Annotated in this window: 16 protein-coding genes; 8 read left to right on the forward strand and 8 right to left on the reverse strand. The window is 65.4% G+C overall.

Annotation, left to right across the window (positions count from 1 at the left end):
* Positions 1-566 precede the first annotated feature (566 nt).
* A complete protein-coding gene (locus DY468_RS22660; RefSeq protein ID WP_164607605.1) occupies positions 567-1,205 on the forward strand; it encodes a hypothetical protein in 639 nt (212 codons plus the stop codon).
* On the opposite strand, the gene rpe is transcribed toward DY468_RS22660, so the two are convergent.
* A complete protein-coding gene (gene rpe, locus DY468_RS22665; protein WP_164607607.1) occupies positions 1,202-1,900 on the reverse strand; it encodes a ribulose-phosphate 3-epimerase in 699 nt (232 codons plus the stop codon). The genes DY468_RS22660 and rpe overlap by 4 nt on opposite strands.
* A 261-nt stretch (positions 1,901-2,161) precedes the next feature.
* On the opposite strand from rpe, the gene DY468_RS22670 reads away from it, so the two are divergent.
* Positions 2,162-2,929 carry an EF-hand domain-containing protein gene (locus DY468_RS22670; protein ID WP_164607609.1) on the forward strand — a complete coding sequence of 256 codons (768 nt, stop codon included), beginning with the start codon at positions 2,162-2,164 and terminating at the stop codon, positions 2,927-2,929.
* Here the strand turns inward: DY468_RS22670 and DY468_RS22675 are convergent.
* The gene (locus DY468_RS22675; RefSeq protein ID WP_164607611.1) at positions 2,919-3,917 is read right to left on the reverse strand and encodes a P1 family peptidase; all 999 of its coding nucleotides are present in this window, start codon (positions 3,915-3,917) and stop codon (positions 2,919-2,921) included. The two genes, DY468_RS22670 and DY468_RS22675, sit on opposite strands and share 11 nt — an antisense overlap.
* Before the next feature lie 147 nt (positions 3,918-4,064).
* On the opposite strand from DY468_RS22675, the gene DY468_RS22680 reads away from it, so the two are divergent.
* Positions 4,065-4,799: a cytochrome c biogenesis CcdA family protein gene (locus tag DY468_RS22680; RefSeq protein ID WP_164607613.1), complete on the forward strand. Its 735-nt coding sequence runs from the start codon at positions 4,065-4,067 to the stop codon at positions 4,797-4,799.
* A gap of 294 nt (positions 4,800-5,093) precedes the next feature.
* Here DY468_RS22680 and DY468_RS22685 read toward each other — a convergent pair whose 3' ends face one another.
* The 6 genes from DY468_RS22685 to DY468_RS24990 form a co-directional block, all read right to left on the reverse strand.
* Entirely contained in the window at positions 5,094-6,200 is a 1,107-nt protein-coding gene (locus DY468_RS22685) for a branched-chain amino acid ABC transporter substrate-binding protein (protein ID WP_164607615.1), read from the reverse strand.
* A gap of 177 nt (positions 6,201-6,377) precedes the next feature.
* Complete coding sequence (locus DY468_RS22690; RefSeq protein WP_164607617.1) at positions 6,378-7,124, reverse strand: ABC transporter ATP-binding protein; 747 nt, start codon at positions 7,122-7,124, stop codon at positions 6,378-6,380.
* Between the two features lie 136 nt (positions 7,125-7,260).
* Positions 7,261-8,100, reverse strand: coding sequence for an ABC transporter ATP-binding protein (locus tag DY468_RS22695; RefSeq protein ID WP_164607619.1), 840 nt, complete (start codon positions 8,098-8,100; stop codon positions 7,261-7,263).
* The gene (livM, locus tag DY468_RS22700) at positions 8,097-9,428 is read right to left on the reverse strand and encodes a high-affinity branched-chain amino acid ABC transporter permease LivM (RefSeq protein WP_164607621.1); all 1,332 of its coding nucleotides are present in this window, start codon (positions 9,426-9,428) and stop codon (positions 8,097-8,099) included. Before livM ends, DY468_RS22695 begins: the two co-directional genes overlap by 4 nt.
* Positions 9,429-9,440: 12 nt before the next feature.
* A complete protein-coding gene (locus DY468_RS22705) occupies positions 9,441-10,358 on the reverse strand; it encodes an ABC transporter permease subunit (RefSeq protein ID WP_164607623.1) in 918 nt (305 codons plus the stop codon).
* 12 nt (positions 10,359-10,370) lie between these two features.
* Positions 10,371-10,883, reverse strand: a complete 513-nt coding sequence (locus tag DY468_RS24990) for a hypothetical protein (RefSeq protein ID WP_164607625.1) — start codon at positions 10,881-10,883, stop codon at positions 10,371-10,373.
* A 325-nt stretch (positions 10,884-11,208) separates the two neighbouring features.
* Here DY468_RS24990 and DY468_RS22715 point away from each other — a divergent pair, with 325 nt between their 5' ends.
* From DY468_RS22715 to DY468_RS22735, 5 genes are all read left to right on the forward strand, one after another.
* Positions 11,209-11,736: a hypothetical protein gene (locus DY468_RS22715; protein WP_164607626.1), complete on the forward strand. Its 528-nt coding sequence runs from the start codon at positions 11,209-11,211 to the stop codon at positions 11,734-11,736.
* Positions 11,737-11,930: 194 nt separating this feature from the next.
* Positions 11,931-12,395: an SRPBCC family protein gene (locus tag DY468_RS22720; RefSeq protein ID WP_164607628.1), complete on the forward strand. Its 465-nt coding sequence runs from the start codon at positions 11,931-11,933 to the stop codon at positions 12,393-12,395.
* Positions 12,396-12,569: 174 nt separating this feature from the next.
* Positions 12,570-13,055 (forward strand): (2Fe-2S)-binding protein, encoded by a 486-nt coding sequence (locus DY468_RS22725; RefSeq protein WP_107345537.1) that lies wholly within the window; start codon positions 12,570-12,572, stop codon positions 13,053-13,055.
* A gap of 75 nt (positions 13,056-13,130) precedes the next feature.
* Entirely contained in the window at positions 13,131-13,937 is an 807-nt protein-coding gene (locus tag DY468_RS22730; RefSeq protein ID WP_164607630.1) for an FAD binding domain-containing protein, read from the forward strand.
* Positions 13,938-13,956: 19 nt separating this feature from the next.
* Positions 13,957-14,865 carry an AAA family ATPase gene (locus DY468_RS22735; RefSeq protein WP_164607632.1) on the forward strand — a complete coding sequence of 303 codons (909 nt, stop codon included), beginning with the start codon at positions 13,957-13,959 and terminating at the stop codon, positions 14,863-14,865.
* Positions 14,866-14,952 lie beyond the last annotated feature (87 nt).

A 14,952-nucleotide genomic window follows, 5' to 3' on the forward strand; every position in this document is an offset into this window, starting at 1 on the left:
GGGCCGGTGGGGGCGCCGCCCCCGGGCTTCAGGCCCGGCTGGGCGAAGCCCGAATTCCGCGATTGGCAGGCCCCGTCTTTTCACCTCACCGCGTCATTCCGGATTGCGCGCTCTCGCGCGCAAGTCCGGAATCCATACCCCCTGGACTTGCGTCGTCAACGCGGCGCCCGACCGTCGTGCTTTCACCACGCGCACAGGGGTTATGGATTCCGGGCTCGCGCTATCGCGCGCCCCGGAATGACGGACGAGACGGTGTGACACTTAGGCGGCGGCCTAACGACGTTCACAACCGCAGCCACATTCACTCCCGTCATGCGCGGGCTTGACCCGCGCATCCATCGCGCGCGACAGCGCGCTATCTTGCGAAGAGTGATGGATTGCCGGGGCAAGCCCGGCAATGACGGCGTTGATGTTTGCTCGAGCTAACCGGACGAGCATCGCGACATTCGGAAAGCTGCGTCAGCTCCGCATAACGCTTCGCTCATGCCGGCTTCTTGCTAGGATCGTTAGGAGAGATGACACTCCGGTCATCGAACTTCACTTCGAGCGAGGTCCGGGCTTGAAGCATGAGCCGTTCTGCAAAGATCCTGGAGCTGGTCCAGCCTGCGCTGCCCGGTACCGTGCTCTGTCGCGACGTTCTGGTGCTCGCACCGACCAGCTACGTGTTGCGCGGGTTCTTTCTGAACGCGACGTCGCAAAAGCATCACATGGATCTTTGGAAGGTGGTGATGCCGCTGCACCGCCCGCTCGACAATCTCGTGCTGACCTACGGTACGATCATCGCCGGGCCTGACGACCACCGTGTCAGGGTCGATGATGTTGAGCGAGCGGCCGAAGTGGTGAAGCAGTGCCTTCGCCACGAAGTTCAGGCGTTGCGCGACCTCGAAGGACCACCGCAGTTCTTACAGCGTATCAGTCGGATGAGCGACAACGACTTCGAGGTGGTGCAACTCGACTTCGCGCTGACGCATTTTCTGATCGGGAACGTCTCCGAGGCGAGGTGCATCCTGCGGTCGCAGATGGAGCGCCCAGAGATCTATCCAACCCATCGGCAAGTCACCCGGCGGGCCTTCGAAGCGTTGGAAGCCGGCCCGGAGGCGCTGCAAAGTCTCATCGATGGCTGGCGAGATGACAACGTTGCACGGTTCTGTCTCGAACCAACGAGCCGAAAGCCCCCCGGCTTGCGGCTCGTCAGACCGACTTAAACCACTTCCCCCCGCGCGCTCATCGCCGCGTTCCTGATCCCCGCAATATTCGCCTTGTAAGCTTCCAGCGTCCCGCCCTTGAACACGGCGGAGCCGGCCACGAAGGCGTTGGCGCCGGCGGCGGCGAGTTCGCCGGCGACCTTGTCGGAGACGCCGCCGTCGACTTCGATGTCGATCGGGCGGTCGCCGATCATGGCGCGGATCTGGCGGATCTTCTGAATGGCGCTCGGGATGAAGGCCTGGCCGCCGAAGCCGGGGTTCACCGACATCACCAGCACCAGATCGATGTCGTCGAGCACGTATTCGATCGCGCTCGGATGCGTGCCGGGATTGAGCGAGACGCCGGCCTTCTTGCCGAGGCCGCGGATCGCCTGCAGCGAGCGGTGCAGATGCGGGCCGGCTTCGGCGTGCACGGTGATGTGGTCGCAGCCGGCCTTGGCGAAGGCTTCGAGATACGGGTCGCACGGCGCGATCATCAGATGGGCGTCGAAGATCTTCTTGGTGTGCGGCCGCATCGCCTTGATCACGTCCGGGCCGTAGGAAATGTTCGGCACGAAATGGCCGTCCATCACGTCGAGATGGATCCAGTCGCAGCCGGCGGTGTCGACCGCACGGACCTCTTCGCCCAGCTTGGAAAAGTCCGAGGCAAGGATCGAGGGTGCGATGGCGAGCGGACGGAGCGCGAAGGAGGACATCAGGGCTTCCAGTTGCGTGTGAGCGGATCAGCTTCGCTACCACGCCGCGCCGGTTCCTCGCAAATCGAGAGCGCAAATCCGCCAGCGCGCGCCCGGCAGGTTGTGCCGGAGGGGGCAGAAATTGCCGTCCCTTAGGCGCTGCGACGGGCGAAAAAGCCCAGCATTTCCGGTGATTTCGAGGCTGGCACAGGGATTGCTGCAGATGATGCCGGAATGGGTAGTTGCCGGCCGCGGCGAGCGGTGTAATGCGGAGTTTCAGTCATGCTGCCTGCCCTTGGCGCGCTCGGCGCGCTGTCCGGACTGCTCAATACGCTGAGCGCGGCGACGTCGAAATCGTCGTCGAAGACCACCAGCTTCACCAACCCGTTCGAGACGTCGAGCAGCAGCGCGAGCACCTCGTCGTTCCCGAGTCTGCCCTCCAGCAGCAGCAGCCCGTTTCCGACCAGCGGGCTGTCGCAGGAAACGATGCAGGCTTTGCTCGACGCGCAGAGCCAGCAGTCGGTCAACAACCCCAACTCGACCGCAGCGAAGACGCGCGACGCCGCGCTGAAGGATCTGTTCAATCAGATCGACGCTGACGGCGACGGCTCGATCACCAAGAGCGAATTCGAGAACGCGCTCGGCGCCGGCGGCACCAATGTCGCCAATGCCGACAAGGTGTTCGGCAAGATGGACGCCAACAACGACGGCAATGTCAGCATGGACGAGATGTCCTCGGCGCTGAAGAGCGGCCGTCGGCATCATGCCCATGGCGGTGGTGGTGCGAACGGCGGCAACGGCGGTGGCAGCAGTGATCCGCTGCTGCAGGCGTTGTCCGGCTCGTCCTCGTCCAGCGTCACCAATTCGGACGGCAGCGTGACGACCTCGGTCACTTACGCCGACGGCAGCAAGGTGACGATGACCTCGGCGGCGACCAGCTCGTCGTCGAGCAGCGCCACTTCGTCGTACAACTTCGTCGAGCAGCTGATCCAGCGCCAGGCCGCGCAGATCCAGGCCGCCTCGGCCTCGTCGCTGTCGGTCAGCGCCTGAACTGGTCGCGCCACGCCGGCTGGGCGTTCTTGAATGGCAGTGCGGTGGCCTCATAGACGCCGCGGGCGATCGCCCGTGCCACCGTGTTGGCCGCGATGGCGCCGAGCTCGGTGAGGCCGGCCAGCGGCTCGACCGGTTTGACGCCGGTGGCCGCAGCGAACACCACGTCGCCGTCGAGCGGCGCGTGCACCGGATAGATCGCGCGGGCAAATCCGGTCTGCGCCAGCATCGCCAGCCGCTTCACCTGGGTCTTGGTGAGCGCGGCATCGGTCACCACCGCGACCAGCGTGGTGTTCTCGACCGCGCTCGGGGTCGCGGCGCCTTTCAGCCGCACCTTCAGCATCTCCGGCGTGAAGCTCTCGGGCATCCCGAGCCCGCCGAACTCGTCGCCAATTTCGAACGGCGCCGACCAGAACCACGGGCCGTCGCCGATCGTGGCGCTGCCGATCGCATTGACCAACGCAATGGCGCCGACGGTGACGCCGTCCGGCGTCGTCGCCGAGGCCGAGCCGAGCCCGCCTTTCAGCGTCGCGGTGGTGGCGCCGAGGCCGGCGCCGACGCTGCCGAGCGCGAAGCTGTCACCGGCGGCCTCGGCCGCCGCATAACCGAGGTCGCGATACGGCGAGAACCGGCCCCACGCCTTGTCGCCGCCGTTGATCATGTCGAACACCACCGCGCCCGGCACGATCGGAATCGTCGCGTTGCCGATCGCAAAGCCGCGGCCGCGCTCGGCGAGCCAGGCCTGCACGCCGCCGCCGGCATCGAGCCCGAATGCCGAGCCTCCGGACAGCGTGAAGCCGTCGACCTGCTCGACGGTGTTGACCGGTTCCAGCAGCACGCCATCGCGAATTCCCGGGCCGCCGCCGCGCACGTCGATCGAGGCGACCGCGGGCTTGTCGAACAGAATCGCGGTGACACCGGAAGCGAGCGTATGGTCGTGCGCGTGGCCGACGCGAACGCCGGCAACATCGGTCATCAGGTTGTGCAAGATCGAACCGTCCGGAAAGCTGACTGAAGGGGGAACATTTTCGGCATAAACAATTGGTCGAAGCAATCCCTCGGGCACGATCACAAGGCGCGGAACAATGACGCAGCGGCTTGCATGGGCTTTGCGGGCGGGTGCATGTAGCCGGCCATGATCCACGACGTTTCGATCCCCGCCGCCCTGATCGCCGGTCTGGTCAGTTTCCTGTCGCCCTGCGTGCTGCCGCTGGTGCCGCCGTACCTGATCTATCTGACCGGTGCGACCATCGAGCACGTCGCCGCCGACGAAGCCGAGCGCAGCTCGAAGCGTGCGGTAATGATCTCGGCGGCGATGTTCGTGCTCGGCTTCTCCACCGTGTTCGTCGCGCTCGGCGCCAGCGCCAGCCTGGTCGGCACCCTGATCCGCGCTTATTCGGCACAGCTCGCGATCGTCGCGGGTGTCGTGATCATCCTGATGGGATTGCACTTCCTTGGCCTGACCCGGATCAACATCCTGATGCGCGAAGGCCGCCTGCCGATTCCGAAGCCGGTCGGGCTGTGGGGCGCTTACGTGATGGGGCTGGCGTTCGCGTTCGGCTGGACGCCGTGCATCGGCCCGATCCTGGCGGCGATCCTGTCGGTGGCTGCCGCGGAGGCGACGGTGGCCAAGGGCGCCGGGTTGCTGGCGATCTATTCGCTCGGCCTCGGCGTGCCGTTCCTGCTCGCCGCGCTGATGGTCGAACAGTTCTCCGGCCTGTTCGCCCGGATGAAGAAACACCTCGCCACGGTCGAGCGGGTGATGGGCGTGCTGATGGTCCTCACCGGCATCGGCTTCCTCACCGGCGCCATCAGCGACGTCAGCATCTGGCTGCTGAACACCTTCCCGGCGCTGGGGAATATTGGGTAGTTCGCCTGAAGACACGATGCTGGCCTCATCCTGAGGAGCGGTCCGTTAGGACCGCGTCTCGAAGGATGGCAGCGCACGAAGCGTTGCCTCATGGTTCGAGACGCATCGCTTACGCGATGCTCCTCACCATGAGGAGCAGAGGTCGTGCTTGTGCGGGTCAAGTTGGATACGGCAGAGCGCTCATCTCTGTGAACGCTCTGGAATACTGGGCCGCCCGGTCAAGCCGGGCGGTGACGGTTTGTGGGCGGGGTGATGGTGAGCGCCGCGGGAGCCGCGGCGCGACGATCAGTCGACTTAGTTGCCGATCTCCGCGTAGTTGCCCTTGGCGTCCCATTTGTAGACGACGTAGTCGATCGCCTTGATGTCGCCCTTGGCGTCGAAGGCCATTTTGCCGAGCACGGTGTCCCACTCGCCGGCCTTGATGGTGTCGATCACCTTCTTCGGATCGGTCGACTTCGCCTTCTCGACCGCCTGCGACCACACTTGGAACGCCGCGTAGGTGTACAGCGTGTAGCCTTCCGGATCGATACCCTTGCCCTTGAAGGTCTCGACGATCTGCTTGGCGGTCGGCTTGTTGCGCGGGTCGGGGCCGAAGGTGAACAGCGTGCCCTCGGCGAGCGGGCCGGTGATCGAGGCGAATTCCTTATCGTTCATCGCGTCGCCCGCCATCATCACGGTGCTGAGGCCCTGGTCGCGCATCTGGCGCAGGATCAGGCCGGCCTCGCGGTGATAACCGCCGATATAGACCAGATCGATGGCGTCGCGCTTCAGCCGCGACACGATCGAGTTAAAGTCGTTGTCGCCCTTGTTGTAGGACTCGAACATCTTCTCCTGGAAGCCGGCCTTGTTCAGCGCCTTCTTGGTCTCGTCGGCCAGACCCTTGCCGTAGGTGGTCTTGTCGTTGAGGATGGCGACGTTCTTGCCCTTGTAGTTCTTCAGGATGTACTCGGCGGCGACCACGCCCTGCTGATCGTCGCGGCCGCAGACGCGCAGCACGTTCCACAGCTTGCGCTCGGTGAACAGCGGGTTGGTCGAAGCCGGGGTGATCTGCAGCACGTTGCCGTCCGCATAGGCCTCCGACGCCGGGATCGACGACGACGAGCAGAAGTGCCCGGCGACGAACGGGATGCCGTCGCCGGCGATCTTCTCGGCGACCGAGCGCGCCTGCTTCGGATCGCAGGCATCGTCTTCGACATCGAGCACCAGCTTCTTGCCGAGCAGGCCGCCCTTGGCGTTGAGGTCGACCACCGCCTGCTCGGCGCCGTTCTTGAGCTGCCGTCCGAACGCAGATTCGCCGCCGGTCATCGGCCCGGCGACGGAGACCTTGATGTCCTGCGCCAGCGCCGTGGTCGAGAGCGCCAGCGAGGCGCCGAATGCCAAACCGAGAAGTTTCAGTTTCATCGATGAATCCTTGCGATGGATTTGCAAACGAATAGCCGCGCTCCAGCCCGCCCGAAGCGCCTAACCGGCCGGCATTGTTGGCTGATTTTCACGACAAGTCATCGACAAAATACGGCAGCGTCGGCGCCTGCTTGCCGCATTGTGCCGCAGGGCTCGCGCCTTCGGGGAGGGATTACCTCACGCCTTGCGGCCGCCTTCGAGATACGCGGCTCGCACCTCCGGTCGCGCCAGCAATTCGGCGCCGGAACCGCTCATGGTGATCAGCCCGTTGACCAGCACGTAGCCGCGATGCGCCAGCTTCAGCGCGTGGTTGGCGTTCTGCTCGACGATCAGCACGGTGAGACCGTCCTGCTTGTTCAGGGTGCGGATCGCATCGAAGATCTGCCGCGTGATCAGCGGCGCGAGGCCGAGCGACGGCTCGTCGAGCAACAGCATTCGCGGCCGGCTCATCAGCGCGCGGCCGATCGCCAGCATCTGCTGCTCGCCACCCGACAGCGTGCCGCCGCGTTGGCCGAAGCGTTCGCGCAGCCGCGGGAACAGCGTCAGCACCCGCTCCAGCGTGGCGGCGCGCTCGTCGTCGCTGCCTTCGCCGGCGTCGGCGCCCATCTGCAGATTCTCGGCGACGCTCATCCGCGGAAAGATGCGCCGGCCTTCCGGCGATTGCGCGATGCTCATCCGCGCGATCAGGTGAGTGGGCATCGTGGTGATGTCGACGCCGTCGAACACGATACGGCCGGCCTTGGCGCGCGGCTTACCGAAGATCGACATCATCAGCGTCGACTTGCCGGCGCCGTTGGCGCCGATCAGCGCCACGATCTCGCCGGGCTGAATCGAAAGATCGACGCCCTTCAGCGCCTCGATCTTGCCGTAGGCGGCGCGGAGGTTTTCGATGCGGAGCAGGGGGGCGGTGGAGGTGTTGGTCATCGCGCGGCCTCGCCACGCTTACCTGCGTCATGGCCGGGCTTGACCCGGCCATCCACGGCCACAAGCACAGCCCTACCCGCGGGCATGGATGGCCGGGTCAAGCCCGGCCATGACGGAGTACATGGGGAGAGGCAAATCACAGCCCGAGCTCCTGCTCGACCTTTTCGACCTCTTCGTCCTCGACGCCGAGATAGGCGGCGATGACGCGGGGGTCGTCGCGGACCTGGGCCGGGGTGCCGTCGGCGATCTTGACGCCGTAGTCGAGCACGACGACGTGGTCGGAGATCTCCATCACCACGCTCATATCGTGTTCGATCAGCAGGATCGAGGTGCCGCGGTCGTTGCGGATCGACAGCAGGAGTTCGCTCAGCTCGGCGCTCTCGCGGGCATTGAGGCCGGCTGCAGGCTCGTCGAGACAGAGCAGCACCGGTTCGGTGCACATCGCGCGCGCGATCTCCAGCCGGCGCTGATCGCCGTAGGGCAGGTTGCCGGCGGCATCGTCGGCGCGGTCCTGCAGACCGATCTGCTCCAGCCAGAAGGTGGCGCGCTCGATCGCCTGCTTTTCGGCCGCGCGCCAGGACGGCGCGCCGAACAGGCCGAGGAAGGTCAGGCCGGAGGCACGCATCAGCGTGTTGTGCTGCGCCACCATGAGGTTCTCCAGCGCGGTCATGCCGGGAAACAGACGGATGTTCTGGAAGGTGCGCGCGACCTTGGCGATCTTGGTGATGCGGAAGTCGCCGAGCCGGTCGAGCCGATAGCTCGATCCGTCGGCATGGGCGAGGCTGATCCGCCCGGCTGTCGGCTTGTAGAAGCCAGTGATGCAGTTGAACACCGTGGTCTTGCCGGCGCCGTTCGGACCGATCAGTGCGGTGATCTTGCCCTGCTGCGCCGTGAACGACAGCTCGTTGACGGCGACGATGCCGCCGAACTGCATGGTCAGGCGGTCGACCTGAAGGATTTCGGCAGCGCTGCTCATCCGTGGCCTTCCTTGACGAGGTCGGACGAGATCGCCTGCTTGTGCTGCAGATACACGGTCGGCGCGCGGTGGCCGATCAGGCCGCGCGGCCGCCAGATCATCAGCAGCACCATCGCCATGCCGAACACCAGCATGCGGAACTGATCGAGACCGCGGAACAGCTCGAAGCCGCCGATCAGTGCCACTGCGGCGAGCGCGACGCCGAGCTGCGAGCCCATGCCGCCGAGCACGACGATCGCCAGCACCAGCGCCGATTCCTGGAAGGTGAAGGATTCCGGCGAGATGAAGCCTTGCCGGGTGGCGAAGAACGCGCCGGCGAAGCCGCCGAACAGCGCGCCGGTGGCGAAGGCCGTCAGCTTGGTGGTGGTGGTGTTGATGCCGAGGGCGCGGCACGCGACTTCGTCCTCGCGCAAGGCTTCCCAGGCGCGGCCGATCGGCAGCCGGCGCAGGCGGATTGTCGCCCAGTTGGTGATCAGCGCCAGGATCAGGATCAGATAGAACAGGAAGACGAGACGGTGGGTCGGCGAGAACGGGATGCCGAGGTGCGCCGCCAGTCCGTTTGGTCCCGGCGACAGCGGAATGCCGAACAGGGTCGGGCGCGGAATGCCGCTGACGCCGTTCGGTCCGCCGGTGAGACCCTGCCAATTGATGATCACGAGGCGGATGATCTCGCCGAACGCCAGCGTGACGATGGCGAGATAGTCACCGCGCAGCCGCAGCACCGGAAAGCCGAGGATCACGCCCCAGAACGCGGCGAGGATGCCGGCGAGCGGCAGGCAGATCCAGAACGACAGGCCGAAATTGGTGGCGAGCAGCGCGTAGGAATAGGCGCCGACCGCGTAGAACGCGACGTAGCCGAGATCGAGCAGGCCGGCGAGGCCGACCACGATGTTCAGCCCCCAGCCGAGCATCACATAGGTCAGCACCAGGATGCCGAGATCGAGAATGTAGCGCTGATTGTAGAAGATCACCGGCACCAGCACGGTGAAGATCAGCAGCGCCGGAGCGACGACGCGGCCGGCGAGCCCGAGCGTCTTGCGCGCGCCGGCCGGCATCATCTTCGCGGTGTCGACCGGGCCCCACCACATCCGCAGCAGCTCGACCACGATCGAGCCGACGAACACGCCACCGACCATGCCGGCGAGATCGCCGAACCGCGTCCAGTAGATCAGGCCGCCTTCGGGGCCGGCCTCGGTGCGGACACCGATCATCAGCGAAAACAAAACCAGCGCCACCAGGGCGCTGATCAGGGCTTTCTTCAAGATGAAACCGACGCCGACCGTAGCGGCGGCGGCAGGGGCAGCAGCGGCGTGCGCGAGTTTTGCCACGTCGGTGCCCGCTCAGACTTTTTCGACTTCCGGCCGGCCGAGCAGGCCGGTCGGCATGAAGATCAGCACGATGATCAGGATCGAGAACGCCGCGACGTCCTTGTACTCGACCGAGAAATACGCCGACCAGAAGGTCTCGATCAGGCCGATCAGCAGGCCGCCGAGCATCGCGCCGGGCAGCGAGCCGATGCCGCCGAGCACGGCCGCGGTGAACGCCTTGATGCCGGCGATGAAGCCCATCGAGAAGTCGACCAGGCCATAATACAGCAGGTACATCATGCCGGCGACCGAGGCGAGCGCGGCGCCGATCACGAAGGTCATGGAGATGGTGCGGTCGACGTCGACGCCGAGCAGCGCCGCCATGGTCTGGTCCTGCTCGCAGGCGCGCATGTCGCGGCCGAGCCGGGTCTTCGCCACCAGCCAGGTGAAGATGCCGAGCAGAATGACGGTGGTGACCACCACCAGAATCTGAACGTTGGAGAGCTGCACGTTGAAGCCGTCGGCGCTCTCGTGCAGCGTGTAGCCGCCGGTGATGATCGGCGGCACCGGCTTGACGCGGGCGCCCTGCGACACCTGAGCGTAATTCATCAGCACGAACGACATGCCGATCGCCGACAGCATCGGGGCGAGGCGGAACGAATGCCGCAAGGGACGATAGGCGATGCGTTCGACCGTCCAGCCGTAGAGCGCGGTGATCGCCATCGAAACCAGCAGCACGACCAGCAGGATCAACGGCACGAAGGTGAGGCCGAACGACACCAGGATCAGGAAGCTGATCAGGGCGATGAAGCCGCCGATCATGAAGATGTCGCCATGGGCGAAGTTGATCATGCCGACGATGCCGTAGACCATCGTATAGCCGATCGCGATCAGGCCGTAGATCGAGCCGAGCACGAGGCCGTTGATGAGCTGCTGGGCGAAATAGTCCATGCGCTGCCGTCGTCAGAGGACTCGAAGGATCGGAACTCGAAACACCGTCGATTGCAATGCGAACGGCACCGCTTTGGAGATCGCGCTCGCACTGCACACACGATGCGGCGAGGGCCCCGGCAGCCGGAACGTCGCTTCGCTTCGTAATTTTCTAACAGTGGGTCGCGATTGCGGCAACAGCGCCCGAGTACAACCTTCTGCCCTGTGGACGGCGCCGCCGAACAGTGCGGTTCCGTCCGGCGCGATGCTGCCGCGCAAAAGCCGCGCAAAGATCACGAGTAAGCGCGCAACCCCAGGGGCGGACTGATCGTTGTTGCTGCGGGTGCGACACTCGGTTGAAGGAGACTCACGATGTCGAATCAGAATCAGCAGAATCCGAACCCGAACCGAAGCTCGGGCGGCCAGCAGCAGCAAAGCGGCGGCGCGCGTCCGGGTCAGCAGCAGCAGGATCCCGGACGTTCCGGTCATATGCCGGACCGCCAGCAGGGCGGCCAGCAACACGGTGGCCAGCCACACGGTGGTCAAGGCCGATAGCGCGCCGGCCACCGGTGCCGAATTCGCCCGGTCACGGTTTTCTCCAGACGGCCGTGCACCGAAGCGACAGCAGGGAGCCCCGCCCGATGGCGGGGCTTTCTGCGTCTGTGGTGCGATCATTTCAAGCGATATCACCTTGAGCTCAACGCAAGTTTCGTGCCGAGTGGTGCCAAATCGGGGCGCCCGGCCGTCGTCCACAGTCTGCAACCTTCCGTTAAGGTTAACAAAACGTTTCCGTTGCCGGTTATCGTTAACCTGGGGTTAGCTCTTGAAACGCGTCGCAGATTCGGCGCGCTCAGGCTGGCGGGATACGATAATGAAGACGGATTGGCGGATCAGCACGGTGAACGGCGTCCTGCTCGCCGCCTATATCGCCCCAACTTGGCTGATCGTCGCGTATCGCCTGATCGTCTCGCCGATTCACGCACTGTACGACCGTCCCAACATCTCGGTGGCGATCTTCGTCAGCGATCATCTGCATCTCGGCGCGGTCGCGACGATGAAAATGGCGTGGCTGCTGGCGCTGGGCAAGCTGACGGTCGCCGGTTTCCTGCTGGTGTTTTCGGCGCTGCTGACGCGGCCGTCTGTCCGTCTGTCCGGCGGTTGCAACGAGGCGCTGGCCTTCGCGCTCACGCTCGGCAGCGTGATTTCGTTCGCCAGCATGGTGATGGCCTCGCAGGTCGCCGAGCCGGAAGCGATGCGGCTGCATGCCACCGAATTGCTGCTGTTTCTCGGCACCGCAATTCTGATGCTGGTGGAGCCCTCGACGCAATCTGCGGCTGCATCGCGCCCCAGCCCGGCGGCGCTCCAATCGAACTATCCGGCCGCGGCGCAACGCTCCTGATCGCTGTCCCGGCTGTCGTGGCGGCTCGGCGCTGGCGTTCGGGCGGCGCGCTACCTATCTCATTCACCGCATAGCTGTTATCGCCGCTGATTGCTCGGGGCGGTGTCGCGATACTTTTTCTTTGCCGCCCGGCATGCTTAAGTAGTCGCAATGCCGCTATCCGAGGCGGTGCGCCGATCCGGGAGGAAATATCCATGGCCATGACGATGAACGGCGAAGTCCAACTGGACGCGCCGAAAGATTTGGTGTGGAGCAAGCTCAACGATCCGGAAGTGCTGAAGGTCTGCATTCCCGGATGCGAGGAATTGGAAAAGACCGAAGACGACAGCGGTTTTCGCGCCGTCGCGAAGTTGAAGGTCGGCCCGGTGTCGGCCCGCTTCAAGGGCAAGGTGACGCTGTCCGATCTCGATCCGCCGAACGGCTACAAGATCACCGGTGAAGGCGAGGGCGGTGTCGCCGGCTTCGCTAAGGGCGGCGCCACGGTCGGCCTGTCCGACAAGGATGGCGGCACGCTCTTGTCCTACGATGTCGAAGCGCATATCGGCGGCAAGCTGGCGCAGCTCGGGCAGCGGCTGATCAACGGCTCGGCCAAGAAGCTCGCCGACGAGTTCTTCGCCAACTTCTCCAAGGCGGTTCAGGACGGCAACGGCGCGGCGTGACCGCGCTGCGGCGCGTGATCACGCGGATGTCATTACACGGCTGCAGGTCCGGCGCGGCCGGGGCCGTTCGCGGTTGCCGATCCTGGGGTTGCCCCGTAAGATCGGTTCAAGAAACACAACTAAAAGACGAGTGATCGCCGTGCAACGCGGCGGTGCGCATTGAAGAGAGGGCCGATGGCCAAGATTTCCCTGATCGTCAATGGCAATCCCGTGACCGCGAACGTCGATCCGCGCACGCTGCTGGTGCAGTTTCTGCGCGAGAACCTGCGCCTCACCGGCACCCATGTCGGCTGCGACACCTCGCAGTGCGGCGCCTGCGTCGTGCATCTCGACGGCAAGGCGGTGAAGTCCTGCACCACGCTGGCGGTGATGGCCGACGGCCATGAAGTGACGACGATCGAAGGGCTCGCCGCCGACGGCGCGCCGCTGCACCCGATGCAGGAAGCCTTCCGCGAGAATCACGGCCTGCAGTGCGGCTTCTGCACGCCGGGCATGATCATGACGGCGGTCGACATGGTGCACCGCAAGGGCCACGACCTCTCCGACGAGACGATCCGCGAAGAGCTCGAAGGCAATCTCTGCCGCTGCACCGGCTATCAGAACATCGTGGTGTCGATCGCGGCCGGCGCCAAGGCGATGGCGAACTCCGACCGCAGCTGAGCGGCACGGCGCCGGCCCGCTTCAACGAGGCCGCGCGGCACGCCCAACGAGACGCAGGAAGCTCAGGGAAGCGCAATGTACGAATTCAAATATCACCGCCCCGGGACCGTTCGCCAGGCCGCCAATCTGCTGCTGAAGAACGAGGACGCCAAGCTGATCGCCGGCGGCCACACGCTGTTGCCGGTGATGAAGCAGCGCCTCGCGGCGCCGCCGCATCTGATCGATCTGTCGCATATCGAAGGCCTCAACGGCATCGAGATGAAGGGCCGCTCGCTGGTGATCGGCGCCACGGCCAAGCACGCCGAGGTCGCGAACTCGGCGATCGTCGGCGAGGCGATCCCGGCGCTGGCCGAGCTGGCGTCGCTGATCGGCGATCCGGCGGTGCGCCACAAGGGCACGATCGGCGGCTCGCTCGCCAACAACGATCCGACCGCGGACTATCCGGCGGCCGTGCTGGCGCTCGGCGCCACCGTGGTCACCAACAAGCGCAAGCTGAAGGCCGAAGAGTTCTTCCAGGGCATGTACGCGACCGCGCTGGAGCCGGACGAGATCATCACCAAGGTGCAGTTTCCGCTGCCGAAGAAGGCCGCCTACATCAAGTTCCGCAACCAGGCGTCGCGCTACGCGCTGGTCGGCGTGTTCGTCGCCCGCCGTCCGTCGGATGTCCGGGTCGCGGTCACCGGCGCCGGCGCCGATGGCGTGTTCCGCGTCACGCAGTTCGAAGAGGCGCTGAAGGCGCGGTTCAATTCCAAGGCGCTCGACGCTCTGCACGTCTCCGCCGATGGGCTGAACAGCGATCTGCACGGCAGCGCCGAATATCGGGCGCATCTGATCGGCGTGCTGACCAAGCGGGCGGTCGATGCCGCCAACGGCAAGGCGTGAGCCTGGACACGGATCGGCCATGACCGCGCCCGCGCCTCCCGCCTCCGTCGACGCCACGCTCGAACTGCTGACGAGCCGCGGTTATCTCGCCGAGCGGTCGCTGGCGACGGTGGTGTTTCTGGCGCTGCGGATGGGCCGGCCCCTGTTTCTCGAAGGCGAGGCTGGCGTCGGCAAGACCGAGATCGCCAAGGTGCTGTCGGCCGCGCTCGGCCGCCGGCTGATCCGGCTGCAGTGCTACGAGGGGCTCGACGTCGCATCCGCGGTGTATGAGTGGAATTCGTCGGCGCAGATGATCGCGATCCGGCTGGCCGAAGCCGCCGGCGATACCGACCGCGATCAGCTCTCCAGCGACATCTTCTCCGAGCGTTTCCTGATCAAGCGTCCGCTGCTGCAGGCGCTGGAGCCGGACACGGCGGGCGCGCCGGTGCTGCTGATCGACGAACTCGACCGCGCCGACGAGGCGTTCGAGGCTTACTTGCTCGAAGTGCTCAGCGACTTCCAGGTCACCATTCCGGAGTTCGGCACCATCAAGGCGCCGACGCCGCCGATCGTGATCGTCACCTCCAATCGCACCCGCGAAATCCACGACGCGCTGAAGCGGCGCTGCCTGTATCACTGGGTCGACTATCCGAACGCCGAGCGCGAACTGGCGATCGTGAAGTCGCGCGTGCCGGGGATCTCGGCCAAGCTGTCACAGCAGGTGGTGAACTTCGTTCAGGCGCTGCGCGAGCAGGATTTCTACAAATCGCCCGGCGTCGCCGAAACCCTCGACTGGGCGACCGCGCTGACCGAACTCGACGCCCGCGCACTCACGGCGGAAGTCGTCGGCGACACCCTCGGCGCGCTGCTCAAGTATCAGGACGACATTGCCCGAATGCAGGGCGACACCGTGCAGAAATTGGTGAAGGACGCGACGAACGAGAGGTAGTCAGACTCTTTGCGTTCGTTGTAAAGCTCGGCCTTTGCTACAGCGGCAGTGCGCCCCCTCTCCCGCTTGCGGGGGAGGGCTGGGGTG

Origin of the sequence: Rhodopseudomonas sp. BR0M22 (genome assembly GCF_010907035.1) — a bacterium.
Classification (GTDB): Bacteria; Pseudomonadota; Alphaproteobacteria; order Rhizobiales; family Xanthobacteraceae; genus Rhodopseudomonas.